Consider the following 24,683-nt stretch of genomic DNA (forward strand, 5'->3'; position numbering starts at 1 on the left):
GTGAATCACCGCATCGCCCTTCTCCGCGCCATCCAGTGACCGGCGCTCATCACGCTCGCCAGCACCAGAATCCCGCCCAGGATCCCCAGCACGCGCATCAGCGCGGGCATCGGATCGGACGACCAGTGGTGGTCCTGCACGAACACCATCAGAAACGCGATGGTGAATTGCCTTCCCACGTAACTCGCGCCCTGCGTGCCCGTCTGCACGTGACAGCCGATCCACACGCCCGCGCACAGCACCAGCATGCAGGCGAGCGCATCGTCGCCGAGCAAGGGCAGCAGCGCGAGGCTGATCGCGCCCGCTAATAAGCAGCCGACGAATCGCTGGACCATACGCGTGACGATCGGCTTGCGCGTCGGCTTGCCGAGTGACGACGCGGGCAGAATCAGCACCGCGATGGCCGTGACCATCGCCTGGGCGAAACCGGGCAGGTCGAACGTGTAGGCGAACGCGGCGAGGATCATCACCGACCACGCGCTTTGCCAGGCTAAGCGGCGGCGCATCGCCAGCGCGGCGTGTTCGGCGCGCGCCGCGTGCGTGGCTTCGAGCGCTTGCACGGATTGCGCGGCATCGGATGGGATGATGGTGATTTTCTGCGCGGCGGCGTTGCGGCCATCTACGCGATCCGCCGTCGCCGAGGCCAGCGCCTGCGACACGGGCACTACGCCTTTCTTTTTCCGATACTGCTGCACGCCCGCGTGAAACAGCGCCGACACGGCCACCGTCGCGAAGGTGCCGACGATCACCTCGGCCACGCGCAACAGCGCGAACGACGCCGTCGCCGTCGCGGAGCCGAGCAGATGCGCCTCGAACGTGACCATCAGCGAGGTCACGGCACCCAGCACCCACGCGTAGCCCGCATCCGACACCAGCGCGCGATACACCGACACGCCTGCGATCAGCCCGAGCAGCGGCACGAACAGCCACGGCACATCGCCGATCAGCGGTCCCGCGAGCGCCCCGAGCAACGCGCCCGCCACCGTCCCCAGCACACGATGCACGCCGCGTTGCGCGCACGCGGCGAATTTGCTCTGCATCACCGCGAAACCGCTGATGGCGGCCCACCAGATGTTGGTCAGATGGAAAGCGTAGGCGAGCGAGACGGCCAGCGCGACGGAGAGCATCGCTTGCGTGGCGAAGCGGGCGCGCGTCGCGCTCGGTTTGATGGCGATGAGTTCGCGGCCGATCGCGAGGAACGTGTCGCGCACGATCTGTGTGAGCGTGCCGAAAGCCGCCGCCGGCGCGCGCGACGGGGTAAGCGTGGAACGGGATTGGTCGGTGTGCATCGTTCGGGTTCTTGTGCGCGTAGGGTTGAGACTAGACGCGTATGACCCGCAACGACAAGCAGAAGCCAAAAAACATCGCTAAACCAGTTGCGAAAGTGCAAATGTCGCGACGAGATTGTGAAGCGCGTGAATCGCGGTTACGACCCAGAACGGCGCGCCGCGTCTGTCCTGTTCGATCACGAAGACCGCGCCGAGCACCAGTCCGCTGGCCGCCCCACGCAGCGCGTATTCGGGGCTGTAGCTCACGTGCACCAGCCCGAAACATATCGCCGATACACCGATCGCCCAGTTCGCGCGGCATCGCGTAAAGCGCCGCAATCCGCCGATGATCGCCCACTGGAACACCAGCGTTTCCGTCAACGGCGCGATCGCGGGCAGGCGCGTGAGCGACGCGCGCAATGGAACGCTCATACGCGCGACGTCAGCAGGCGAATGCCCGCCGCCGCGAACACGAGCGCGAGGCAGGCATCGAGATAACGCTGGATGCGCGTGTAGATGCGCCGGGCCGAGGGCATCGAAAAAAGCGCGGCGTAGCCGCCAAACACGCATACGCCGATACACAGGCAGCCCGCCACCACCGCCAGCATATGCGCCGTACCCTGCCCTGCCGACGAGCCCAGCGCCGCCACCGACATCCACACGAGAATCGCCTTCGGATTGGTCAGATGCAGGAGCGCGCCGCGCGCGTAGAGGCGACCGGCGCGCTGGTCACTCGAATTCGACGATACGGCGCGCTTCGGCGGGCGCAACGCCGCGCGGCCCGATTTGAACGCGAGCCACAACAAATACACGCCGCCGAAAATCTTCACCGCGACGAGAAAGCCGGAATACGCGGTCAACACGGCGGAAAGGCCGAGCGCGGCGAGCATCGCCCAGAAAAAGGAGCCGGACATCACGCCCGCCGCGAACGCGAAGGCCGCGCGCCGCCCCGATGTGCTCGCGATCGACATGATCGCCAGATTGCTCGGGCCGGGACTGGCCGTGCCGACGAAATAGGCCGAATAGGCAAGCAGAAGATTCGCGCTGAGGAAGGCAGGTGTGGTCATGTTTTGGCGTCCGATCGAGTGCGTTATCTTCCTTCAGAACGAAGACTCGCGTACAGAGACGCTTGGCGCGCGCGACGACAGCACAGTTTGCAGGCCATCGGCGAGGGCATCGAAGACGGCGCGGCAACGTGGGCTGGCGCGCAGGTCTTCGTGCATCGTCACCCAGGTTTCGAGCGACAGCGCGCAGGCTTTGGGCAGAATGCGCACGAGCGAATCGCGTTTGGCGAGCGGCACCTGACATATGCCGATGCCCGCGCCCGCGCGAATCAGCGCGAGATGCGCGAGGTCGCTGTCGGCGCGAATCGAAAAGAGCGCGCGGGTCCAGCCGGGAAACGACTTGCTCGCCTCGCGCACGAACGCGGTCGGCTGGTCGTAACCGATGATCGAATGCTCCGCGAGCGCGGCCAGATTGCGCGGCGTGCCGTGCTTTTGCAGATAATCGCGGCGCGCGTGCAGCCCGAGTTCGATATTGCCGATACGCCGCGCGACCAGTTGCGTCTGCCGTGGCCGCACCATGCGCACGGCGATATCCGCTTCGCGGCGCAGCAAATCGTGCACACGGTTCGACAACACCAGTTCGATCACCAACCGTGGATACTGCTCGCGCAAGGCCGCGATAATCGGCGGCAGCCATTCCACGCCCACCACTTCACTCGCCGATACGCGCACCGTGCCCTGCACGCGCTCGCCGTCCGCATGACCGCTCGCCGCGCGCTCAAGCGATGCCGCCGTGCTCTGAATCGCTTCGGCGTGCGGTTGCAGCGCCAGCGCGACATCTGTGGGCATCAATCCAAGCTGCGAGCGCGTAAACAGCGATACGTTCAACGCGCTCTCCAGCGTTTCGATATGCCGTCCTGCCGTCGGCTGCGTGATGCCGAGCGCACGCGCCGCGCCCGACAGCGAGCCTTCCTGAAGCACCGCAAGCAGCGTGCGATAGAGTTCCCAACCAATCGTTTCAGCCATACAAATTTGTATATCGAGTCTACGGAGTTCAACAATTTTATTGTGCGCCGAATACGCGGACAATGGGTTCCATTCGAGCTGAATAGATGGAGCATCGTATGGCCAAGGTTCTCGTGTTGGGCGCGACGGGCGGTATCGGCGGGGAAGTGGCGGCGCAGTTACGCGATGCGGGCTGGAACGTGCGCGCGCTGCGGCGTCGTGCGGGTTCCGAGCGTAGCGAAGGCATCGAATGGGTTCATGGTGATGCGATGAATCGCGACGACGTCATGCGCGCCGCACAAGGCGCGGACGTGATCGTGCATGCGGTGAATCCGCCCGGCTACAAGCGCTGGTCCGAACTCGTGCTGCCCATGCTCGATAACACCATCGCGGCGGCGAAGGCACAGGGCGCGACCATCGTGTTGCCGGGCACGGTCTATAACTTCGGGCCGGATGCGTTTCCGCTGCTCGATGAAAATTCGCCGCAACGTCCGGTCACGAAGAAGGGCGCGATCCGCGTCGAAATGGAAGCGCGATTGAAGCGTGCGAGTGAAGAAGGCGCGCGCGTGTTGATCGTGCGGGCAGGCGATTTTTTCGGGCCGAATGCGGCGAATAACTGGTTTTCGCAGGGACTCGTGAAGCCCGGTCAGTCGGTGAAGAAGATCAGCAATCCGAGCACGCGCGGTATCGGACATTCATGGGCTTATCTGCCGGACGTGGCGCGCACGACGGTCGAATTGCTCGCGCGTCGCGAATCGCTCGATGCGTTTGCGCGCTTTCATATGGCGGGTCATTGGGACGATGACGGCACGCAATTCACTGCCGCCATTCAACGCGTGGTCGCAAAATGCAGCGGTCAGAAGCCATCGATCGGCACGTTTCCGTGGTGGCTCATCACGGTTGCATCGCCATTCAACGAGACGTTCCGCGAGATGGGCGAGATGCGTTATCTATGGCGCGAACGCGTGCAGATGAACAACGCGCGGCTCGTGCAGACGCTCGGGCGCGAGCCACACACGCCGCTCGATCAGGCGATCGAAGCGACGCTCATCGGTTTGAAATGTCTCGATGCCTAAGACTTAAGCCGATTCAACGTCCAGCTTCACTTCCCATAACGACTTGCCGTTGAGATCGTGCAGCGAGACCGTCATCGCGCGGCTCACCGGATCGATCTTCGCGCGGCCGTAGAACTGCTGCATCGCGGCGGGCGATTGATTCTGCGGATTGTTCGCGGGAATGCTCACATAACGCAGCTCGGGGCCGAAGGTCGTATCGAGATCGTTCGGGCCGAACGTGCCTGCATTGATAGGACCACCGACGAATTCCCAAAACGGCTTGAAGTCGCTGAATTGCGCGCGTGAAGGATCGTAGTGCGTGGCCTGCGCGTAATGCACATCGGCCGTGACCCACACCACGTTCTGAATATTCTCGCGCTTGATAAAGCCGAGAATCTCCTTCATTCAAGCTCGCGGCCGAGCGGCGCGCCATTGTCCGCATTCGCCCACGCTTCGAACGTGCCCTTCGGCACATCGGGATTTGCGTCGGGTACGACGAGGGAAATCGGCATATCGCTGGCAATCACCTTCCACGTCGCGCGCGATTGCTTGAGCGATGCCTTCAGCCATTCCGTCTGCTGCGAGCCGAGAAACGCGGCATCCGCATCCAGACGCGACTGCTTGTTCGGCGAATTCGGCCCGCGATACGAACGCTCGTCGAGCATGAAAACATCGAGCAGCGGCCCGAACTGAAACGCGCGATACACCTGCTCCGGATCGAGTTGATTGATGCGAAACGGGTTGTATTCGAACATCGCTTGTTTCGCACGCGCTTCGAGCAGATTGATCGCGCGCGTCTGATAACGCTTCTCCGCCGCACCGATCTGCTGGCCCGGATACCAGTTGTTGCGCACTTCGTGATCGTCCCACTGCACGAGGAACAGGACTTCGGCGGTGAAGCGGCGCTTGCTCGCATCGAGCTGGTTATAGGCGAACGCGGCGCGATAATCGTCGAGCGTCTGCGCGACATGCGACTTGCCTTTGGTGACGATGTTGGTCCACATCGTTCCGTCGGGCAATTTCACTTGGGATTCGATCACGCTGTCCGCATAAATCTGATCGCCCGAGTGAATAAAGAAATCGGGCGATTCGCGGCGCATCGCTTCATAGATGCGATATCCGCCGAAGCGCTCGTTGATGCCCCAGCCTTGACCCGCTTCATCGCCGGAAAAGACGAAGGTGATCGGCTTGCTCGCATCGATCGATGCCGTGCGCAAACGCCCTTTCACAGGCTCGCTAAACGCTTTTCCATCGACGAGATCCTGAAAGCGCACGCGATAGAACACATCCGCGCCGGGCGACAGCCCCTTCACGTCGATACGTCCCGTGAAATCGCTGCCCTCCAGCACAGCCGGCCCGATACGCCGCTGAAACGTTCTGAACGCCTCGTCCGTCGAATACTCGACGATCATGCGCGAAGGCCGATCCGCACGGCTCCACACGATGCCGCTGGTCGATGTCACATCGCCGCTCATCACGCCGCCGGGCACTCGCGGGCGCAGCTTATCGGACGTGACGACCGCCGGCGCGACGCCTTGCGCCAGCACATCGCCGATGCGTGAACCCGTCAGCGCGACGCCCGCGCCGGTGAGAAGACCTTTGAGCAATGTGCGGCGATCCAGCATATGAGCATCCTTTTTATGGAATGGGGACGAACGTGCGCTGCGTCGAACCGACGATGTTAAAGCTCAACGGTGTCGCTTTTGTTTCAGCTTCCGCTTCGACGGGCGCGGCATCGTTCGATACGATCAGCACGCGGCGATTGCTGTAACGCGTCACCGCATCCGACACGCGTTCTTCCCAGCAGCGCCAGTGTGCGGTCTTCGAGCGGCCGACCACGATCAGATCGGCATCGAGTTCGCGCGCCGCCCGCGCGATTACGCAGGAGAGCGTCATATTGCCGGGCAGATCGATGGTGACGCACGAGCCTTCTATTCCCGCTTCGCGTATGGCGTTCATCGCGTGATCGGCGACTTTGCTCGCGTGCGCTTCGATCAGCGCGAAGGTGCGCCCGCAATCGCTTTCTATCGATGCCGTCGCCCACCACGGCACGCGATCGACCACATGCAGCGCGGTCAGTTTCGCGTTCGTTTCGCGTGCGCGTTCGATGGCGGTATTCAGCGCGGTGCAGTCATTGCCCGCGCCGATGGCAACCAGAATATGCTTGATCATGATCTCTTCTCCGATGCATGGTTCGACCGAACAGTATCGGCCGATACGTTGGCTGGCATGCAACACATGAAGCGATGAATGGCCGCGTCGTCCTTGCTGCGCCGATGTCGCCATTGAGTTGCCATCGTTTGCCATGATTGGCACGTCATGTGCATAGAGTGATGCGTCGAGCCGGCTGCCTGCCACTGTCCGGTGCGATCGGACCGACTGCCTCGCGCATCGGTCCGTTTTTTTATGCGCTTTTAAAGACCCGTGCGTGGTTCGTACGGGCGCGCCGCATGATGCGGAACGTTTTCCAGTTGCGGACGCAGCGCATCGCTAAAGGTCTTCTTTTGCTGATCGTTCAGCGTGTTGTAGAACGTCAGCCATGCTTTCGCCGATCGTTCGGGAAACTGAGCATCTTCCTGTTCGGCTTTCACATGTTGAGCGTGGATGGCCGAGAGATTCAGGATCGGCTGCGTGAGCAGCGACTGCGTGTTTTGCAGCAGTTCGGCCGCGTGCGTCTGCGCTTCGGCGTGGCTTTCGCGCATGGCGAAGAGTGCGGCCTGCCATTGCGCGTCCTGATCGGCCGTGAGATTCAGTTGATCGTGAAGCGTGCGCATATCGATCGGCTGAACGTGAACGGCGGTGTCGCTGTCGATATTCGGCAATGTGCCTGCGTAGACCGGCGCCGTGCCGAATGCGAACGAAGATGCGGCCACGGCGGCAAGCAGCATATAGGCGGCGCTGCGGATTTTGAGCTTGGTCATTTCGGTTCCCTCTCGATTGGTTGTGCTTCGTTTGACCTTGGAAACGAAGTCTAGAGAGGGGGAATTAGGGAAGAGTTAAGGCGAGGCGGCTCCCGTATCCCCTCACCTCTGTCGGAATACCTCTCATGCGTTACCTTCATGCATGAATCAGATTCATCCCCGCCATGAACATCGATCGTTTGCAACGGACGGGCGACAGCGCGACCATAAGAACACCGCGGCACAACACGCCGGACCCCACACGGAGACAAACCATGAGCGACGTACTCGACAAACCCGCTGAATCGACGTCTATCGTCCAGGACGGCAAGGTTTCGATTTATCAGCCGACGCAGGAAGGCCTGATTTTCCCGGAGCTGCCGCAATTCAAAAGCAGCGCCGAGCATCGGCAATATTTGAAGGAGCATCTGGTCGCCGCGTGCCGCGCCTTTGCGCTGCAAGGCTTCGACTATGGTTTCGCGGGCCACCTGACCGTGCGCGATCCGGAAAATCCCGGTCTGTACTGGACCAATCCGATGGCCATCCACTTCAATCAGGTGAAGGTTTCCAATCTGATCTGCGCGGATCACAACGGTACGGTTGTGGAAGGCAATCACGCAATCAACCGTGCGGGTTTTGTGCTGCACGCCGCCGTGCATGAGGAACATCAGGACATCGTCGCGATGTGCCATGCGCACACGGTCTATGGCACCGCGTTTGCCTCGCTCGGCAAGCCGCTGCTGCCAATTTCGCAGGATGCCTGCGCGTTCTTTGAAGATCACGTCGTTATCGGCGATGAAGCGGGCAAGGTTGCAGTCGAAGTGAAAGGCGGGAACAAGGTTTCGGCGGCGTTCAAGGGCGTGAAGGCGGCGATCCACCAAAACCACGGTCTGCTGACCGCGAGCCGCCACAGTATCGATTCCGCCGCGTTCTGGTTTATCGCGCTGGAGCGCTGCTGCCAGCAGCAATTGATGATCGAACAGACCGGCATCACGCCGAAATTCGTCACCGAAGACCGCGCGCGATACAGCCGGGAGCACGTGGGCAGCGACTACATCGGCTGGCTGCACTTCCAGACCATCTGGAACGATCTGGTCGCCACGCAGCCGGACATGTTCGACTAAATCACGTTGAGCATCGACAAAGCCGTTTCCTGAAGCGGCTGCAAAAGACGAGCGAGCGCTGCCTCGCTCGTTTCCTTTCCGATCGGCATATTCACCGACAACGCCGCCACCACTTCGCCATGCCGGTTCTTGATCGGCACCGCGATGCCTCGCACGCCCATCTGCAACTGCTGCTCCATTTCGACGTAACCATCCGCGCGCGCCTTGCGAATGCGCTCGTACAGCGTGTCCCGATTCGTGATCGTCAGCGGCGTGAAGGGCTTGAACTCGGTGGCATCGAGCCAGCGCCGCACGGACGCCTCATCTGGCCGATACGCCAGCATCACGATCCCGCCCGACATCAGCGCGGCCGGCACACGTGCGCCGAGCACGAAGCCGGTGGTCATCACGCGCGTGGACCCGTTACGCGCGATGATCACGAGATCCCATTCGTCCAGCACACTCACATACACCGACTCGTGAATCTGCGCGCTGAGCTGCTGCAAATACGGCTGCACGATTCGCGGCAGCCGCGCCGACTCGAAATACGACCATCCCACGCGCAGCACGCGCGGCGTCAGATTGAACAGCTTGCCATCGGTCTGGACGTAACCGAGATGCGCCAGCGTCAGCAAATAGCGGCGCGCGGCCGTACGCGTGAGGCCGGTGCGCACGGCGGCCTGCGTGGGCGTCATGCGCGCGTGCTGATCGTCGAAGGCTTCGAGGATCGCCAGACCCTTTTCGAGACCGGCGATCCAGTCGCGTTTATCCAGTTCCGGTTTAGTCATGGCGATATGCTTGTTTAGTTATGGATAGACGTGTGTTTTCGTGCCGGGCTAAAGCCATTTGCTAGTGCTAACCCCTGAAACGAGCGATCATCGAACACATGCGCGCGATAATCGCGCAAAATTTATCATAAAACATTGATTCAAAAGGGTTGCGCTTTTAATCTTCAGTCACTCCAGAGCGACACGAAATTTTGCACATTCGATAACCGCCGCTCGACCAGAACCCACTGAAAACCCATTGTTCGGAGACAACTCTATGGCTAGCCTTCAGGACGAAGCGCACGGCGGCCGCCAGGCGAAGAAAGCGACGGCGAGCGGCTGGATCGGCTCGGCGCTCGAGTATTACGACTTCTTCATCTACGCCCAGGCAGCAGCGCTGATTTTCCCGCAGCTTTTCTTTCCGTCGGGCAATCCGAAGGTGGCGATCGTCGCCTCGCTGGCGACCTACGGCGTGGGTTATGTCGCGCGTCCGATCGGCGCATTCGTGCTCGGCCATCTGGGCGATACTCACGGCCGCAAGAACGTTCTGCTGATCTGCATGTTCCTGATGGGTTTCTCGACGATGGCGGTCGGCCTGTTGCCGACGTATCACAGCGTCGGCATGCTCGCACCGGCACTGCTGGTGATCCTGCGTCTGGTTCAGGGCTTCGCGGTGGCCGGTGAAATCTCCGGCGCGAGTTCGATGATTCTCGAACACGCCCCGTTCGGCCGACGCGGTTATTACGCGAGCTTCACGCTGCAAGGCGTGCAGGCGGGCCAGATTCTCGCCGCTGCCGTATTCCTGCCGCTCGCCTACTTCATGCCGGAAGACATGTTCAATTCGTGGGGATGGCGCATTCCGTTCCTGCTGTCGGCGCTGGTGCTGGTCGCGGGTTACATCATCCGGAAGGAAGTGCATGAAACGCCGGCTTTCACGTCCGAAGGCGCACACGGCGATTTGCCGAAGTCGCCGATCAAGGAAGCCTTCGCCAACAGCACGCCCGACATGGTTCGCGTGGTCTGCATGGCGCTGATGAACGTGATTCCGGTCGTCGCCACGATTTTCGGTGCGGCGTATGCGGTGCAGGCGTCGTACGGCATCGGCTTCCACAAGAGCGTGTATCTGTGGATTCCGGTGGCGGGCAATATCCTCGCGGTGATTGTGATTCCGTTCGTCGGCAATCTATCCGACAAGATCGGCCGCCGTATTCCGATGATTGTCGGTTCGCTGCTCGCGGGTCTCTTGTCCTTCGCTTATCTGTATGCGATCAGCATCAAGAACGTGCCGCTGGCGATCGTCGCATCGCTGTTGATGTGGGGCATCGTGTATCAAGGCTATAACGCGATTTTCCCGAGCTTCTTCCCGGAACTGTTCCCGACGCGCTCACGCGTTTCGGCGATGGCGATTGCGCAGAACATCGGCACAACCATCACGGCGCTGCTGCCGGCGCTGTTCGCTGCGGTCGCGCCGCCGGGATCAACGAACATTCCGTTCACCATCGGCGCACTGGCTTTCAGCGTGACGATCATCGCTTCGATTGCGGCATTCTCGGCGCGGGAGACGTATCGAGTACGACTGAACGATCTCGGCAAGAAGGATGCAGTGCCGATGAACGAGCAGGAATACGAACGACTCCGCGCGGATTCGATGGCGGTGGAGAAGGTCGCCAAGGCGCACGCCTGAATGAAAGTTTGATCGCGAGTGTTGGAGTGTTTGGACGGGCCTTGAGGCAATCAAGGCCCGTTTTTTTATGGGTGATTACATCCCATGTAATTGGCGCGATTCCCCCATGCGCCTACTCTTTGCCTGTACCTTTTCACAGCCAAGGAGCACACCATGTCGCACTTCACGCTTCACACGATCGACACCGCGCCCGCGCAATCGCAACCCGTGCTGCACAAATTGCACGATACCTTCGGCACGATCCCGAACATCGCCGCGGCGATGGCGAATTCGCCGGTGCTAATCAACGGTTTTATCGGCTTGTTCGAGCGTGTGCACGCGAGCAGTCTCACCGAGCCGCAGATTCAGACGCTTTTGCTCACCAACGCCGTCACCAATGCGAGCGCCTGGCCCGTCGCGTTCCACTCGGCGCTCGCGTTGAATCAAGGCGTATCACGCGCCGATGTCGATGCCATGCGCGCAGGCCATCTTCCCGGCGATAATCGACTCGCCGCGCTGTCGATGCTCGCACGCACGCTGATCGAAAAACGCGGCCTTTTGAATGTGTCGGACGAAGCGCGCTTTCTCGAAGCCGGCTTCACGTCAGAACAAATCCTCGAAGTGATCGCAGTCGTAGCCGCATCGACGATTACGAACTACACGGCAAGCGTCACGAAGCCGCCACTCGAAGACGCGTTCGCGGAGTTCGCGTGGTCTTCTAAGGATATCGAATGAATCTTGACAGGCAGGAATTCGGCTCGCTGCTGCGTTATTGGCGCGATGTGCGCGGCGTGAGCCAACTCGATCTGTCGTTGGATGCGGGCATTTCGCAGCGGCAGATCAGTTTTATCGAAAGCGGGCGCAGCGTGCCGGGCCGCGATACGGTCATCACGCTCGCGCAAACGCTCGATGTGCCACTGCGCGAACGCAATGCGCTGCTGCTCGCCGCCGGTTACGCGCCCGTTTATTCCGACGCGCCGTGGAACGCGCAGGAAATGCAAAGCGTGACGCGCGCGCTTGCGCGTGTAGTGCGTCAGCACGAACCATTTCCCGCGCTGGTCATGGATCGCCATTGGAACGTGCTGATGACCAACGAAGCCGCGCCGCGCTTTTTCAACCGCTTTATCGATATGTCCGCGCGCAAAGGGCCGCGCAACATGCTGCATTTGCTGTTCGATCCGCACGGCATGCGCCCTTTTATCGACGATTGGGATAATGTCGCGCGCAGTCTTTTACAGCGTGTATATAGAGAATCCGTGGGACATGTGATCGATGGCGAAACGCAGCATCTGCTCGATGAGTTGCTCGCGTTTCCCGACGTACCGCGCGACTGGAGCACGCATCATACACAAGCAACTGCGCCGGTCATTCCATATGGATTCCGAATCGATGGACAAGTGCTACGTTATTTCTCGATGGTCACGAGCGTAGGCACGCCGCAGACCATCGCCGCACAGGAGCTTCGGCTGGAATGTATGTTTCCGCTCGACGATGCCACCGAAGCGTGGCATGACTCGCTCACGCGCCCTGCTGCTTACGCTCCGTGATATCCGCTGCCGTGCCCAGCCACTCGACGATATTCCCTTCGCCATCGAGCAAAGGCACCGCGCGCGACAAAGTCCAGCCCAGCGCGCCATCCACACGCAACACGCGATGCTCGAGTTCGAATACCGTGCGCGTGTCGATTGCGTGACGAATCGCCTGCATCACGCGCGCCTGGTCTTCGGGGTGAATGTAGGTATTGAGCCAATCGCCGCTGGGCGAGGAAGTATCGGAAATAAAGGCTTTTCCTTGCAGAGAACTCATCACGCTCCAGTCCGGACTCATGCGATACACCACGTCGAAACTCGCGGCCAGATATGCGTGCAACTGTTCCTCGCTTTTATGGCGCGCAGCTTCCGCGCGCTTGCGCACTTCGCCCTCCATGTAGCGCGACAGAATGATGGACGCCGTGTTGGTCAACAGCGCCGTCAGCCGCAAATCGCGGCGCGACGCCGCCCGCGCCTGCGATGAATAAATCGCCAGCGTACCCACCAGTTGTTGCGCGGGGCTGATCAGCGGAAAGCTCCAGCAACCGCGATATCCGAATCGATCGGCAAGCCATCGCCACGGTTCCCAGCGCGGATCTTCGTGCACGTCCGCGGTGAGGACCGCTTCGCCGGTATGCGTCACCAGTCCGCACGCAAGCGATTCGGGACCAATGCGAAAGCCATCGACCGCTTCCGCATATTCATCAGTCATCCCAACTATTCGATGCAGTGTCGTCCCATCGCCATTGGCCAGATACACGGCCGCACGCGTGCCCGGCCCGAGCGTTTCCTGCGCGATGCGCACCAGCATGCCCAGCGATTGTTCCAGCGGCGCTTCATTGATCGCGGCTTCGAGCGCTTCACGCTGGCCGCGCGTCCAGTTGGCGTATTCGTCGAGTTCCTCGTTGCGCGCGCGCAATTCTTCTTCGGCGCGCGCCCGTTCGACCGCGGCCCAGATGCGCTCCGCCATCAGTTCGAGAAACATCAGTTCTTCGCGCGACCACGTATGCGGTGAAGCGAGATGCACCACCAGCGCGCCGAGCACGCGGCCCGATTGACCTGAATCCACGAACGGCGCGTTGGCCCACGCGCCGACGCCGAACGCGCGACAGATATCGCGTTGCGCCGCGCTCATCGCCGGATCGATCATGACGTCGTTGCTTTGACCGGCGCGGCCGATCATATCGATGGCATAGCGGCGTCCGAGCATATTCACGCAGCCATCGGCCGCATCGGTGGCGACGATTTCGAGTTCATGCGCGCCGGCCGGTTCCATGTAGTTGATGCGCAGCGCGCCGAGTTGCTCGCGCAGCATGCGGATCGCGGTGCTGCGCGTATCGCGATGCCCGGCGGGACAGCGCATCGCATCGGCAAAACGCACCATGAAACTGTGCGATGCGCTTTCACGCAGCGCCTGTTCCGCGCGCTTCAGCTCCGAGATATCCGTGAAATTCACCGCGACGCCCGCGTTCTTTTCCGTGCGCGACATAAACGGCCGGATGCGCCGCAAAAAGCACTTGTCTTCCTGATTGCGCACCTCGGCTTCGCGCGGTTCGTCGGTCTGCATGACGGCGCGCACATCGCGAATGAATTCCGGATCGTCGAAGCGCGGGAAGAAGTCGGTGATCGGGCGGCCCACGTCGCCTGCTCTGAGCGGAAAGAGTTCATGGATCGATGGCGTGAACCATCGCACGCGCAACTCTTCATCGAGAAACAGCGTCATGACCGCGCCCGCGCTCAGCACGCGACTCTGCATTTCCAGTTCGGCGATCTTGTTTTCGAGCGTCGCGTTCACCTGGTTCAAATCGTCGTTGGCGATATTCAATTGCTCATTCGATGCCCTCAGTTCCTCGTTCAGCGCGTGCAGTTCCTCGCGCGAGGCTTCGAGTTCTTCACGCGAGACGCGAATGGCTTCGGTCCAGTCTTCATTCGATGCCTCGCGCTTGTCCAATCCGCCGCGCCGTTCGCCCGCCAGAAACGACACCAGCACGCGCGGCGATGCGCCGTTTTCAGCGGTCTGGATCGGCGTGATTCTGATTTGAAGCGCATGCGGGCCGTCGTCTTCTTCGTGCAGGCCGTGAACGGCGGCGGGCTGGCCATCCGCGAATGCGCGCAGCGCCGCCGACCTCAGGCTCGACGCGAGTTCGCGCTGCGTGAGCTTGAGCAGATTGTCGGTCGGCTGGCCGGCGGGAAAATTGAGGAACTTGTCGGTGTCGCCGTAGACCTGAAGAATGCGGAATTCGTCATCGATCAAAACGGATGGCAAATCGAAATGCTCAACCGCCGCGCGATGCGCGACCGACGGCACCGCCGCCGCGTGCCGGAATCGCGCCATGCGATACGGAAAGCGGATGCGCACATCCGCCGCCGGACCGGTTTTGCGATAGATATGCCAGCGGCCCGAAACGGGTTCGAAGCCTTTTTGACGTGCCGATAACGGCTCGCCCTTGCCGAGGAACAGATAACCGCCGAGCCGCAGCGCGCTGTGCAGCAGAAACAGCACGCGTTCGGTCGCTTCGGGATCGAGATAGATCAGCAGGTTGCGGCAGGTGACGAGATCGAGTCCATGAAATGGCGGATCGACCAGCAGGTCTTGCGGCGCGAACACCATTTTTTCGCGCAGCGCGCGTTCGATACGGCAGTTGCCATCGACCGAATAGAAGAAGCGCGCCTGACGCTCGGCGGAGACTTTTTCGAGCGCATTGGCTGCGAACACGCCCCGGCTCGCGCGCGTTACGATATCGGGCGAGGCGTCGGTGGCGAACACCTGAAAGTCCGCCGATGCACCGCTTTCGCTCAGCAGCATCGCTACGGAATAGGCCTCTTCGCCGGTCGCGCAGGCCGTGGTCCACGCGCGGATGGTTTCGCCCGCGCGCTCCTTCAGCAATGGCTCGATCACGTCGTGCTTCAGCGCGTCCCACGCGGGTGGATCGCGGAAAAACTCGGTGACGTGAATGGGGATGCCGCGAATCAGCGCTTCGAGTTCGGCGGGATCGTCGTGCAGCAGGGATTGATAGTTGGCGAACGAGCGCACGCGGCGCGCGTCCATGCGCTGCTGGATGCGCCAGAGCAGAGGCGTCGCCTTGTAGCCGCTCAGATCGAAACCGGCCTGCTTGCGGATCATGCCGACGATTTCATCGAGCGTGCGCGCAATCTCGCCGGTCCACGCGACCTGGCTTTCGGGCCGCACATACGCGGGCGAGGCGCACAACGCCAGTTGCCGCGCGATCTCGCCGACCGGCAGCACGTAATCCGCCGCGCCCCGCGCGATGACCGCGCGCGGCATGTCGTCGTTCATCGTCGTGACCGGGTCTTGCACGATGACCACGCCGCCCGCCTGCTTCACGCAGATCGCGCCCGCCGCGCCATCGGTGCCGGTGCCGGACAGCACGGCGGCGATGGCTTTCGGGCCGCGATCGCCCGCGAGACTTTCGAACAGCGCGTCGATCGTATCGATGCCGGGCCGGCGCGATCCGCCTTCGGCCGGCCGCGTGCGGAAGATGCCGTGTTCAAGCGTGAGTACATCGTCGGAACTGGCGACGTAGATGCGATTCGGCGCGGGACGCTCGCCGTGCATCGCCATACAGACGGGCAGCGGCGTCCATTTGTCCAGCAGTCTGACGAGCTGATCGCGCTGTCCCGGCATGGAATGCTGGACGATGACGATAGCCAGCGCTGGCTGCGGCGGCATCGCCTGAAGCAGACTGTGCAAAGCCTCGATACCGCCCGCCGATGCACCGATGCCCACGACAAAACAATCGTCGGCGGATGCGGGCTTGATCTGGGGTGTGGCCATAAATCACTTCAACTGGAATAAGCGCGCGACTTGTCAGTATGCGCCACTCATGTGTGCGCCATTTACTGCGGCGCTGCGCTGAATCGTCAAAACAATTGAAATTAGATTGAACGGTAAATCGTTTGCCGACTCCTATAAGTCGGCACGTTCACCGTTATTCTTCTGAACAATATGAGCTTGCATCATGAATTGATCAGGAATGCGGAATGCTTGTCGATGCGCTTCGGAAGTCCTTCCCAATGTTTGCCAGCCCACCAAATTTCTATGATGGAAAGGTGACGTAAGCACATCGAAAGCCTCTATAATCGATTCACCCCGGCAGAGGAATCTATTCAATGGCATCGCCAGTATTCGAGTCTGTCCGCCTGGACGACATCATGCTCAAGCCTGACCCGATCGATCCGTCGTGGATACTCGAAGGCGACCCCGTCGCGCGCAGCGGACTGTGGTCGCTGAGTCCGGACAAGACTACGTCGTCATGGGTGTGGGATTGCACGGCCGGTCGTTTCAACTGGTACTTCGATGCCGACGAAACCATCTACGTGATCGAAGGCGAAGTCATCATCACAGCCGAAGGTCAGGAACCGCGCTCCTTGCGCGCCGGACATGCAGCTTTGTTTTATGCGGGTACGCGTTCCGAATGGTATGTGCCGCGCTATGTGCGCAAACATGCCATTCTGCGTCCGCATCTCGCGCGGCCCGTGGCGCTGGCCGTAAAGGTCGGCATCAAGTTGCGGCGCAAGGCGAATGGCTCGCTTGCACGCTCGTTTTGATACCTTGTTTTAGTACGTCTGTTCGGCAATCACCTCCGCGACTTTTTCTAACGCACGTTCGAGCGTAAGCATATCGACCGAGCCGAGCGCGAGCCGTATTGCATGCGGCACGTGTGCGGACGTGGCGAACGGCTGTGCGGTCGATACTGCAATTCGCGTACGCATCAGCGCTGCGGCGATTGCATCGGCGCGTACTTCCTGATCCAGCGGCAACCAAAGAAAGTACGAATTGCGATGCCCCGTGCGCTTCACGCCGCTAAGCACGCGCGCGGCAAGTGATTGCCGCGCGGCTGCATCGCGGCGCTTTTCTGCTTCGAGCGTGGCTAGCGTGCCGTCTTCAATCCATCCGCACGCAATCGATGTCAAAGCTGCAGGCGTGTTCCATGTCGTGGCGCGAATCGTGCGTTCGAGCTTCGCAATGTGTTCGCGCGGCGCGTGGATAAAGCCGACGCGCAATCCCGTCGCAATACTCTTCGATACGCTCGACACATACACCGTCGATTCCGGCGCAAGCGATGCAAGCGGCGGCGGCGCATCGTCGGCGAGAAAGGCATACGCGCCGTCTTCGATGATCGTCACGCCATGCTTGCGCGTCATCGCGACGAGTTGCCGCCGTCGAGTCGCGCTCATCACCCAGCCAAGCGGATTGTGCAACGTCGGCATGGCGTAAAGCGCGCGCACGCGTCTGCGTTTGCACAATGCGCTCAACGCATCCAAATCAGGTCCATTTCCCGCCGATGCAACCGGCGCGAGTTCCAGCCGCGCCGCTTCGGCGGCGAGCTTGAAGCCGGGATAAGTCAGTGCATCGACGGCGATCACGTCGCCGGGTTCGAACAGCGCCATCGCGGTCGTGGTCAGCCCGTGCTGCGCGCCGCTCACCAACAACGTCGTTTCCATCGATGCAGGCACGCCGAGGCCCGCGAGATGCCGCGCCACGGTTTCGCGTTCGTGACCGCGTCCGCCGTGCGGCTGATAACGCAGCAAGGCATCGAGATCGCCGGATGCCGCGAGTTGACGCAAAGCCGCGCGCAACAACTCCGTCTGCCCCGGCGACGACGGATAGTTAAAACTCAGATCGACGATTTCCGCGCCCCACGCCTGAAGGTCGATGCCTTCTCCACGCGGCAGCGCTTCCTTCACAAAGGTGCCGCGCCCGGTCTCCCCGCTGACGAGGCCCATCGCGCGCAATTCGGCATAGACGCGCGTGGCCGTGACGAGCGCGAGACCTTCGCGCGCCGCCAGATCGCGATGCGTCGGCAAACGCGTACCGGGACGCAGACGGCCCGCGCGGATATCGCTGGCTAAGCGATCGACGAGTTGTTTATAGCGCGCTTCAGGCATGCGGATGTATCCATGACAATTATTTGATTGTATCGATTGTCGGTCTTACTATGGCGCGACTCAACCCTTGCATCGAATCATCATGCATATCGCCATTCTCACTTTCGACGGCTTCAATGAACTCGATTCGCTGATCGCGCTCGGCATTCTCAATCGCGCGGGACAAAAGGACTGGCGCGTGTCGATTGCGAGTCCCACGCCGCGTGTGCGTTCGATGAACGGCATCGTGATGGACGCGCAGGCGTCGCTGCAAGACGCGTGCGATGCGGACGCCGTGCTGGTCGGCAGCGGCATCAAAACGCGCGAGGTCGTCGCGGATGCTTCGCTGATGTCGCAACTCAAGCTCGATCCGTCGCGACAGCTTTTAGGCGCGCAATGCTCCGGCACGCTGATTCTCGCGCGCCTCGGCTTACTCGACGATGTACCCGCCTGCACCGATACGACCACCAAACCGTGGGTACAGGAAGCGGGCGTCGATGTGCTCGAACAGCCGTTCTTCGCGAAGCAAAATGTGGCGACGGCGGGCGGATGTTTGTCGTCGCAATATCTGGCTGCGTGGATGATCGCGCGACTGAAGGGAATCGAAGCAGCGTCCAGCGCGATTCATTACGTCGCGCCGGTGGGAGAGAAAGACGCGTACGTATCGCGCGCCTTGGCGAATATATCGGAATACTTATGATGTTTTAATTCTTGCGTGCGCGCGGTGTAAAGCTCACCGTCTCCGGCGCAATTAGAAACGCTTCGGCGAGTTCGGCAAGCGAGCGGCCGCTGTCCATCGAAGTCTTCTGCAACAGCCTGAACGCGACGTCTTCGCTCAAACCGTATCGCGCCATCAAGGCGTTCTTGGCGCGCTGCACGAGCTTGCGTTCATGCAGTGCGCGGCGCGCTTCGTCGAGTTCGACTTCCATGCGCGCGAGCCGCGCCGATTGCGCTTCCAATACCGACTTCAGACTGCTGACCGTCGCGCGGTCTTTGCCAATCAGCATATCCGATGAAACCGGCGCGCTGTCGCCGCCGAAGAAATGATCGAGCGCCTGCGTATGCGTCGGCGGTGTATCGCGTAATGCCTTCATCAGCGCTTCGGAATCGCGCAGCGCTTGTTGCGCAATAGCGATCGACGCATCGCATGCTTCGCGGCCGCGCGCCGCAAGCGCGAGTTGCAGATGCCACATATCCGTGATGCGCGCGCTGCTGGCATCGAACCATGATTCGGTGAGCGATGAATCGATCGCATCGCCTGCGCGCGCGTTGCACAGGATTTGCCGCAAGCTCAGAAACGTGCCGACATGCGCGGTGATCGCGCGACTTTTCCACCAGTCGGTTTGCGCGGCATCGGCGAAATTGTCGAAGACTTCGAGGCTGTGTTGCTGCGCGTTGATCAGATGTACGAATCGTTGCTGCTGATCCGCCGGAAAGCCGCCCGACGCGAACATATGCGCGCCGACCGCGCGTTCCTGGCCCGCTTCTTCCTTGCCCTGAACCACGTGCACGAGCGCGACGAGCGTGCGCGAAATGGAGGGCTCGGGCGCGCCATCGGCAAGCTGGAAGATGAGTTCCATCAATCCGCCGATAACCTTGCTGAACGCCAGCACCGACTCGGGCGCCGTCATGCCGCGACGATCGATCCGCCCGCGCATCGCATCCAGCGATTCGAGATCGAGCAGCACCCACGCAATCATCGCAAGCATGCGCGACGAGGCATCGCGCTCCGGCGAAAGCTGGAGATCGAGATGCGCGTTCAGTTGCGCGATCAGCGGCGCAAGTTCGTTGCGGACGGCCGCGCGTTCATCGCTGAAGCGCTTGCCATCGGAGGCGAGAAAAATGCTCGTGACGCCGCGTTCACGCTGCAAAACGTGAATCGTGCGGCCAATCAGATCGACGAGTTCGATACGTTCGGCCAGCAGCCGCAACGACGCAATCTCTCGTTCCTTGGCGCGCAAAGCGAATTGCGAAGCGGGGGCGAACATCGAATAAAAAGGCCTTGAATCAGATGCTCCGATTGTAGGCCGACAATATTCACTGCGCTTCGCCGCCCGCCATGGTTTCGATGATGGTGCCGAGTTGCGCGCTCATCGGCATATCAAGGCTGGTTCCGGACGGCAAACGTTGCAGGAACCAGCGCGTATATTGCCGATCGATCTCGCCATCCGCCGCGAGTTGCTGGAACGCGTTCTTCACCACTTGCGCCAACTGCGGATCGTTCTTGCGATACATGATGCCGTACGGGTCGTACGACAGATAATCGCCGATCACCTGATATTTGCCGCCCTTCGCCGCGTTCTCCGCGATCAGGCCGTAGAGCAGCACGTCGTCGGTGGCGAAGGCATCGGCCTGGCCGCTGGCGACTTGCGCGAAACCTTGCGCATGATCGGGCACCACGACGAGCTGCATGCCGAGCGAGAATTTTTTATCGATATCGCGCAGGGCTTTTTCATTCGTCGTGCCCGATGTCACCGCGACCTTTTTCCCCGCGAGATCGCGGAACGATTTGATCGGCGAGCCGCGCTTGACCATCACCTTGGTTCCGGCGACGAACATGATCGGCGAAAACGCCACGCGCTTTTGCCGCTCGACGTTGCTCGTGGTCGAACCGCATTCGAGATCGACGCGGCCGCTCTCAACCGAGTCGATACGATTCTCCGCAGTCACAGGCACCCATTGCACAGTGAGATGCTTGTTGATCGACGTTTCTATCGCCGCGACGAGCGACTTGCATAGCTCGATCGAATAACCGATCGGTTCCTTGCGCGCGTTCAGATACGAAAACGGCACCGACGATTCGCGATATCCCAGCGCAATGCTGCCCGTATCGCGCACTTTGGCGAGCGTGCCGCTGAGCGTGGCGGGCGCGAAGGTATCGGCGGCGGGTTGCTGATTGGCCTGATCGTCGTCCGCCGCCTTCGCGCTGAACGCGGCGAACAGCATCAACGCCACGCATGCCACGCGTATGCGCTGCATTTTCATGGCTCGGTCTCCGTCAGACTTGCGCCGGATGGGCCAGCGTCGCTTCCTGCTCGGACTCGATGCGCGCTTCGTTCGCCGCTGCTTCGGACTCCGACATGAGTTCGCCTTCCCACTTCGCGACCACGGCGCTTGCAATCGAATTGCCGACGGCGTTGGTCGCGGAACGGCCCATATCGAGGAAGGTATCGACACCGAGAATCAGCAACAAACCCGCTTCAGGAATGTTGAACTGATTGAGCGTCGCCGCGATCACCACCAGCGATGCGCGCGGCACGCCCGCCATACCCTTCGATGTGAGCATCAGAATCAACAGCATGGTGATCTGCGTACCGAGCGACAAATGAATGTTGTACGCCTGCGCAATGAACAACGATGCGAACGTGCAGTACATCATCGAGCCATCGAGATTGAAGGAATAGCCCATCGGCATGACGAAGCTGGATATCTTGCGCTTTACGCCGAATCGGTCGAGAGCGTCGAGAATCTTCGGATACGCGGCTTCGGAACTGGCCGTTGCAAAGGAGAGCATGAACGCTTCCTTGATAAGCGACAGCAGCTTGAACACGCGTCGTCCGAGAAAGATAAAGCCCGCGAGCGTAAGCAATCCCCACAGCAAAAACAGGCTGAAATAGAAGTCGGCCATAAAGACGGCGAACTTCAAGAGGATGGTCAAACCGTTGACCGCGACGGTCGCGGCCATTGCAGCGAATACGGCGAGCGGCGCGAGTTTCATCACGTAGCCGGTGATCTTCAGCATGACGTGAGAAAGCTGATCGATTGCATCGAGCAGGATCTTGCCCTTCTCGCCGAGCGCGGCCAAGGCGACGCCGAAGAACATCGAAAACACCACGATTTGCAGGATTTCGTTGTTCGCCATCGACTCCGCGAAGGAGCGCGGGACCATGTGACTGACGAAGTCCTTCAGCGTAAATTTCGCCGTCGCCAGATTCGCCGATGCGCCGATATCCGGCAGCGGCAAACCAAGGTTATCGCCCGGTCTGAGCAGATTGGACATCAGGAGCCCGAGCAGCAGCGAGATCAGCGATGCAGTGACGAACCACGCCAGCGCCTTCGCGAACACGCGCCCGACCGAGGCTGCATCGCCCATATGCGCGATGCCGACCACCAGCGTGGAGAACACCAGCGGCCCGATCAGCATCTTGATCAGTCGCAGGAAAATATCCGACATCAGCGAGATATAACCAGCAACCTCGGCGGCGCTTTTCTTGTCGGGGAAGTTCGTGAAGATCATGTAACCGACACCAATGCCGATCACCATTGCGACGAGAATCCAGACGGCTGCGGAACTCCTTTTCATCTCCAGGCCTCCATTGTCTGCATGTCGAATGATTACATGTCAAATTTCGGGTGGATGCGATATTGCCGATTACTGCCGTCTGCGAATCTTCAGATATTAGACCTTGTTTTGCGTGCTGCCGCGTTTTTCTATGCTAAACCGTTATCGCGGAAACGCGACTCCCGAAAAACGCGAACACGGAGACATAAATGGCGGGCTTCAACGAACGCATTCTGAACGGCATCAGCGTGTTTGCCGCGATTGTCGATGCAGGCACGTTCGCGGCGGCGGGCGATCGGCTCGGCATGTCGCAGCCGGGCGTGAGCCGCGCCATCGCGCGTTTGGAAGCGCGTTTGAATATCCGCTTGTTCGATCGCACCACGCGCACCGTTTCGCTCACCGACGACGGAAGACGTTTCTTCGAACACGTGATGCCGCATCTCGCGGGACTTGAAGAAGCCGCGGCCACCGCATCCGGTGGCGCAACGGCGGTGCGTGGCCGCTTGCGCGTGAATGTCGATCCGATTTTTTCGCGCCTGTTGTTAGGCCCGCGACTGGAAGCGTTTCTGAGCGCGCATCCCGAGCTCGAACTCGAACTCCTCACGCGTGATCGCCTTGGCGACATGATCGCCGATGGTTTCGATCTTGCCGTGCGCTTCGGCGAGCCGCGCAATTCGAGTCTCGTCGCACGTAAGTTACTCGATACACCCGTGCGCACGGTTGCCGCGCCATCGTATTTGCAGCAGCACGGCAAGCCCGCAACGCCGCAGGCGCTCGCCACGGACGCGCATACGTGCATCGAGTTTCGCGATCCGGAAACGGGGCGTCCTTATGCCTGGGAGTTTCATCGCAAGAAGAAGCGAATCATCGTCGAGACGCGCGGCAAGCTCACGCTCAACGATCCCGGCACAATGCTGAGCGCGTGTCTTTCAGGCTATGGCATCTCGCAGATACTCATGCTCGGGCACGAACATCTGATCGAAGAAGGCAAGCTGATCGACCTCTTTCCCGACTGGCCCGACGAACGCTTTCCGCTCTATGCGTATTACCCGTCGCGGCATCATCCGCCCGCTAAAACAAGGGCTTTTCTCGATCTCGTCGTCGCTTTGACGGACGGATGATTCTGCGCTTTACAACTCGACGATACGACCGGTGCGCGCGCTTTCGATAATGGCCGCGAGCGTGGCCGCGTTATCCAGACTCGCCTGCATGTAATACGCGCTCGCCGCCTCATCGTGCGATGCGATCATCTGCGCAAACCGCTCGGCGGCAAATAAAAAGCCGCTGCCCGTTTGCGACGTGACCGCTTCGAATGGCACGGAATTGGGGATGCCGCGACGCACGCGCATCTGACTCGGCAGATAGCCGTATGCGTTGCCCGCGATTTCATCGCTGGTGTGATTGAGGTATTCGGTATCGATCGTGCCTTGCGTGCCGACGATCGTCGCCAGGCGATGATTCGCGCCATCCATCGCGCAGGAAAGCTGCGCACGGCGGCCATCGGCATAAAGCAGCGTGGCCATGAGGCTGATATCGACATTGCTGTCAGCCCAAGTCGCGACGGCCTGCACGCTGTGCGGCGCGCCGCCCATCACCAGACGAATCAGACTCAGCGGATAGCTGCCTGCATCGAGCAATGCGCCGCCGCCGAGTTCCGGCTTCATGCGGATATTCGTGCCGGGATCGCGCACGGTAAAGCCGAAATTCGCCTGCATGCTGCGCACCGAGCCGATCGCGCCTTCGCCGATCAGCGTCATCATGTCGGTGGTCTGCGGCTGGAAGTAGAACGGAAAGGCTTCGAGCAAAAGCACGTTATGACGCTCGGCGGCATCGAACATGCGCTCGGCTTCATCGCGATTCAATGCGAGCGGCTTTTCGCAGAGGATGTGCTTGCCGTGCTCGGCGGCCTTGATCGCCCATTCGGCGTGCAGGCTATTGGGCAGCGGGAGATAGATGGCGTCGATTTCGGCGCTCGCGAGCATCGCTTCGTAGCTGCCGAACCAGGTGTCGATCTGATTGGCTTCGGCGTAGGCTCGGGCGTTGTCTTCGCTGCGGCTGGCGACGGCTGTGACGCGTACGCGTTCGCTGGGTCTGACATCGCGCGTGAATTGTTTGGCGATGTTCGCGCCGCCGAGAATGCCCAGGCGCAGGGGCGATGAAGTCTGAAGCGTGGACACGGTGTCTCCTTTCGATTAACAGACTGGTTAATCTGAAGGTA

At 60.9% G+C, this 24,683-nt stretch carries 21 protein-coding genes and 1 pseudogene; 8 read left to right on the plus strand and 14 right to left on the minus strand.

What is annotated here, in order from left to right; translation table 11 throughout:
• Positions 1–5: 5 nt before the first annotated feature.
• From P7F28_RS11425 to P7F28_RS11440, 4 genes are all read right to left on the minus strand, one after another.
• Complete coding sequence (locus P7F28_RS11425; protein WP_277184593.1) at positions 6–1,289, minus strand: FUSC family protein; 1,284 nt, start codon at positions 1,287–1,289, stop codon at positions 6–8.
• Positions 1,290–1,367: 78 nt separating this feature from the next.
• Positions 1,368–1,700 (minus strand): CPBP family intramembrane glutamic endopeptidase, encoded by a 333-nt coding sequence (locus P7F28_RS11430; protein ID WP_277184594.1) that lies wholly within the window; start codon positions 1,698–1,700, stop codon positions 1,368–1,370.
• Positions 1,697–2,335: a LysE family translocator gene (locus P7F28_RS11435; protein ID WP_277184595.1), complete on the minus strand. Its 639-nt coding sequence runs from the start codon at positions 2,333–2,335 to the stop codon at positions 1,697–1,699. Before P7F28_RS11435 ends, P7F28_RS11430 begins: the two co-directional genes overlap by 4 nt.
• 33 nt (positions 2,336–2,368) lie before the next feature.
• The gene (locus P7F28_RS11440) at positions 2,369–3,298 is read right to left on the minus strand and encodes a LysR family transcriptional regulator (protein WP_277184596.1); all 930 of its coding nucleotides are present in this window, start codon (positions 3,296–3,298) and stop codon (positions 2,369–2,371) included.
• A gap of 98 nt (positions 3,299–3,396) precedes the next feature.
• On the opposite strand from P7F28_RS11440, the gene P7F28_RS11445 reads away from it, so the two are divergent.
• Complete coding sequence (locus P7F28_RS11445) at positions 3,397–4,353, plus strand: NAD-dependent epimerase/dehydratase family protein (RefSeq protein WP_277184597.1); 957 nt, start codon at positions 3,397–3,399, stop codon at positions 4,351–4,353.
• Positions 4,354–4,356: 3 nt separating this feature from the next.
• Here P7F28_RS11445 and P7F28_RS11450 read toward each other — a convergent pair.
• From P7F28_RS11450 to P7F28_RS11460, 3 genes and pseudogenes are all read right to left on the minus strand, one after another.
• Positions 4,357–5,957 (minus strand): annotated as a pseudogene (locus P7F28_RS11450) (alkaline phosphatase).
• A gap of 13 nt (positions 5,958–5,970) precedes the next feature.
• Positions 5,971–6,504 carry a universal stress protein gene (locus tag P7F28_RS11455; protein WP_277184598.1) on the minus strand — a complete coding sequence of 178 codons (534 nt, stop codon included), beginning with the start codon at positions 6,502–6,504 and terminating at the stop codon, positions 5,971–5,973.
• A gap of 242 nt (positions 6,505–6,746) precedes the next feature.
• A complete protein-coding gene (locus P7F28_RS11460) occupies positions 6,747–7,253 on the minus strand; it encodes a periplasmic heavy metal sensor (protein ID WP_277184599.1) in 507 nt (168 codons plus the stop codon).
• Positions 7,254–7,507: 254 nt separating this feature from the next.
• Here P7F28_RS11460 and P7F28_RS11465 point away from each other — a divergent pair, with 254 nt between their 5' ends.
• A complete protein-coding gene (locus P7F28_RS11465) occupies positions 7,508–8,356 on the plus strand; it encodes a class II aldolase/adducin family protein (RefSeq protein WP_277184600.1) in 849 nt (282 codons plus the stop codon).
• Here P7F28_RS11465 and P7F28_RS11470 read toward each other — a convergent pair.
• Positions 8,353–9,123, minus strand: coding sequence for an IclR family transcriptional regulator C-terminal domain-containing protein (locus P7F28_RS11470; RefSeq protein ID WP_277184601.1), 771 nt, complete (start codon positions 9,121–9,123; stop codon positions 8,353–8,355). The two genes, P7F28_RS11465 and P7F28_RS11470, sit on opposite strands and share 4 nt — an antisense overlap.
• A 256-nt stretch (positions 9,124–9,379) precedes the next feature.
• Between P7F28_RS11470 and P7F28_RS11475 the strand changes: the two genes are divergently transcribed.
• The 3 genes from P7F28_RS11475 (at position 9,380) to P7F28_RS11485 (ending at position 12,312) form a co-directional block, all read left to right on the plus strand.
• Positions 9,380–10,786: an MFS transporter gene (locus P7F28_RS11475; RefSeq protein WP_277184602.1), complete on the plus strand. Its 1,407-nt coding sequence runs from the start codon at positions 9,380–9,382 to the stop codon at positions 10,784–10,786.
• A 153-nt stretch (positions 10,787–10,939) separates the two neighbouring features.
• Positions 10,940–11,500 (plus strand): carboxymuconolactone decarboxylase family protein, encoded by a 561-nt coding sequence (locus tag P7F28_RS11480; RefSeq protein WP_277184603.1) that lies wholly within the window; start codon positions 10,940–10,942, stop codon positions 11,498–11,500.
• Positions 11,497–12,312: a helix-turn-helix domain-containing protein gene (locus tag P7F28_RS11485; protein WP_277184604.1), complete on the plus strand. Its 816-nt coding sequence runs from the start codon at positions 11,497–11,499 to the stop codon at positions 12,310–12,312. Before P7F28_RS11480 ends, P7F28_RS11485 begins: the two co-directional genes overlap by 4 nt.
• Here P7F28_RS11485 and P7F28_RS11490 read toward each other — a convergent pair.
• The gene (locus tag P7F28_RS11490) at positions 12,284–16,090 is read right to left on the minus strand and encodes a chemotaxis protein CheB (protein ID WP_277184605.1); all 3,807 of its coding nucleotides are present in this window, start codon (positions 16,088–16,090) and stop codon (positions 12,284–12,286) included. The two genes, P7F28_RS11485 and P7F28_RS11490, sit on opposite strands and share 29 nt — an antisense overlap.
• Before the next feature lie 335 nt (positions 16,091–16,425).
• Here P7F28_RS11490 and P7F28_RS11495 point away from each other — a divergent pair, with 335 nt between their 5' ends.
• Positions 16,426–16,863, plus strand: coding sequence for a cupin domain-containing protein (locus P7F28_RS11495; protein WP_277184606.1), 438 nt, complete (start codon positions 16,426–16,428; stop codon positions 16,861–16,863).
• 9 nt (positions 16,864–16,872) lie between these two features.
• On the opposite strand, the gene P7F28_RS11500 is transcribed toward P7F28_RS11495, so the two are convergent.
• On the minus strand, positions 16,873–18,204 hold the full coding sequence (locus tag P7F28_RS11500; protein ID WP_277184607.1) for a PLP-dependent aminotransferase family protein: 1,332 nt from the start codon (positions 18,202–18,204) through the stop codon (positions 16,873–16,875).
• Between the two features lie 82 nt (positions 18,205–18,286).
• Between P7F28_RS11500 and P7F28_RS11505 the strand changes: the two genes are divergently transcribed.
• Complete coding sequence (locus P7F28_RS11505) at positions 18,287–18,883, plus strand: DJ-1/PfpI family protein (protein WP_277184608.1); 597 nt, start codon at positions 18,287–18,289, stop codon at positions 18,881–18,883.
• Between the two features lie 4 nt (positions 18,884–18,887).
• Here the strand turns inward: P7F28_RS11505 and P7F28_RS11510 are convergent, their stop codons facing one another.
• From P7F28_RS11510 to P7F28_RS11520, 3 genes are read right to left on the minus strand one after another with little or no spacing between them, the layout of a single operon-like run.
• Complete coding sequence (locus tag P7F28_RS11510) at positions 18,888–20,171, minus strand: nitrate- and nitrite sensing domain-containing protein (RefSeq protein WP_277184609.1); 1,284 nt, start codon at positions 20,169–20,171, stop codon at positions 18,888–18,890.
• A gap of 49 nt (positions 20,172–20,220) precedes the next feature.
• The gene (locus P7F28_RS11515) at positions 20,221–21,168 is read right to left on the minus strand and encodes an amino acid ABC transporter substrate-binding protein (protein ID WP_277184610.1); all 948 of its coding nucleotides are present in this window, start codon (positions 21,166–21,168) and stop codon (positions 20,221–20,223) included.
• Positions 21,169–21,181: 13 nt separating this feature from the next.
• Positions 21,182–22,486: a dicarboxylate/amino acid:cation symporter gene (locus P7F28_RS11520; RefSeq protein WP_277184611.1), complete on the minus strand. Its 1,305-nt coding sequence runs from the start codon at positions 22,484–22,486 to the stop codon at positions 21,182–21,184.
• Between the two features lie 188 nt (positions 22,487–22,674).
• On the opposite strand from P7F28_RS11520, the gene P7F28_RS11525 reads away from it, so the two are divergent.
• A complete protein-coding gene (locus P7F28_RS11525) occupies positions 22,675–23,586 on the plus strand; it encodes a LysR family transcriptional regulator (RefSeq protein ID WP_277184612.1) in 912 nt (303 codons plus the stop codon).
• A gap of 9 nt (positions 23,587–23,595) precedes the next feature.
• Here the strand turns inward: P7F28_RS11525 and P7F28_RS11530 are convergent, their stop codons facing one another.
• Positions 23,596–24,642 carry a Gfo/Idh/MocA family oxidoreductase gene (locus tag P7F28_RS11530; RefSeq protein ID WP_277184613.1) on the minus strand — a complete coding sequence of 349 codons (1,047 nt, stop codon included), beginning with the start codon at positions 24,640–24,642 and terminating at the stop codon, positions 23,596–23,598.
• Positions 24,643–24,683 lie beyond the last annotated feature (41 nt).

Source organism: Caballeronia sp. BR00000012568055 (assembly GCF_029439455.1).
In the GTDB taxonomy this organism is placed as follows: Bacteria; Pseudomonadota; Gammaproteobacteria; order Burkholderiales; family Burkholderiaceae; genus Caballeronia.

Excerpts from the sequence above, each read along its gene's own strand:
- P7F28_RS11430 (WP_277184594.1), bottom strand. The coding sequence starts at position 1,700 with ATGAGCGTTCCATTGCGCGCGTCGCTCACGCGCCTGCCCGCGATCGCG.
- P7F28_RS11510 (WP_277184609.1), bottom strand. The coding sequence starts at position 20,171 with ATGTTCGCCCCCGCTTCGCAATTCGCTTTGCGCGCCAAGGAACGAGAG.
- P7F28_RS11480 (WP_277184603.1), top strand. The coding sequence starts at position 10,940 with ATGTCGCACTTCACGCTTCACACGATCGACACCGCGCCCGCGCAATCG.
- P7F28_RS11440 (WP_277184596.1), bottom strand. The coding sequence starts at position 3,298 with ATGGCTGAAACGATTGGTTGGGAACTCTATCGCACGCTGCTTGCGGTG.
- P7F28_RS11435 (WP_277184595.1), bottom strand. The coding sequence starts at position 2,335 with ATGACCACACCTGCCTTCCTCAGCGCGAATCTTCTGCTTGCCTATTCG.
- P7F28_RS11460 (WP_277184599.1), bottom strand. The coding sequence starts at position 7,253 with ATGACCAAGCTCAAAATCCGCAGCGCCGCCTATATGCTGCTTGCCGCC.
- P7F28_RS11485 (WP_277184604.1), top strand. The coding sequence starts at position 11,497 with ATGAATCTTGACAGGCAGGAATTCGGCTCGCTGCTGCGTTATTGGCGC.
- P7F28_RS11490 (WP_277184605.1), bottom strand. The coding sequence starts at position 16,090 with ATGGCCACACCCCAGATCAAGCCCGCATCCGCCGACGATTGTTTTGTC.
- P7F28_RS11520 (WP_277184611.1), bottom strand. The coding sequence starts at position 22,486 with ATGAAAAGGAGTTCCGCAGCCGTCTGGATTCTCGTCGCAATGGTGATC.
- P7F28_RS11505 (WP_277184608.1), top strand. The coding sequence starts at position 18,287 with ATGCATATCGCCATTCTCACTTTCGACGGCTTCAATGAACTCGATTCG.
- P7F28_RS11445 (WP_277184597.1), top strand. The coding sequence starts at position 3,397 with ATGGCCAAGGTTCTCGTGTTGGGCGCGACGGGCGGTATCGGCGGGGAA.
- P7F28_RS11465 (WP_277184600.1), top strand. The coding sequence starts at position 7,508 with ATGAGCGACGTACTCGACAAACCCGCTGAATCGACGTCTATCGTCCAG.
- P7F28_RS11475 (WP_277184602.1), top strand. The coding sequence starts at position 9,380 with ATGGCTAGCCTTCAGGACGAAGCGCACGGCGGCCGCCAGGCGAAGAAA.
- P7F28_RS11455 (WP_277184598.1), bottom strand. The coding sequence starts at position 6,504 with ATGATCAAGCATATTCTGGTTGCCATCGGCGCGGGCAATGACTGCACC.
- P7F28_RS11500 (WP_277184607.1), bottom strand. The coding sequence starts at position 18,204 with ATGCCTGAAGCGCGCTATAAACAACTCGTCGATCGCTTAGCCAGCGAT.
- P7F28_RS11470 (WP_277184601.1), bottom strand. The coding sequence starts at position 9,123 with ATGACTAAACCGGAACTGGATAAACGCGACTGGATCGCCGGTCTCGAA.
- P7F28_RS11515 (WP_277184610.1), bottom strand. The coding sequence starts at position 21,168 with ATGAAAATGCAGCGCATACGCGTGGCATGCGTGGCGTTGATGCTGTTC.
- P7F28_RS11425 (WP_277184593.1), bottom strand. The coding sequence starts at position 1,289 with ATGCACACCGACCAATCCCGTTCCACGCTTACCCCGTCGCGCGCGCCG.
- P7F28_RS11495 (WP_277184606.1), top strand. The coding sequence starts at position 16,426 with ATGGCATCGCCAGTATTCGAGTCTGTCCGCCTGGACGACATCATGCTC.
- P7F28_RS11525 (WP_277184612.1), top strand. The coding sequence starts at position 22,675 with ATGGCGGGCTTCAACGAACGCATTCTGAACGGCATCAGCGTGTTTGCC.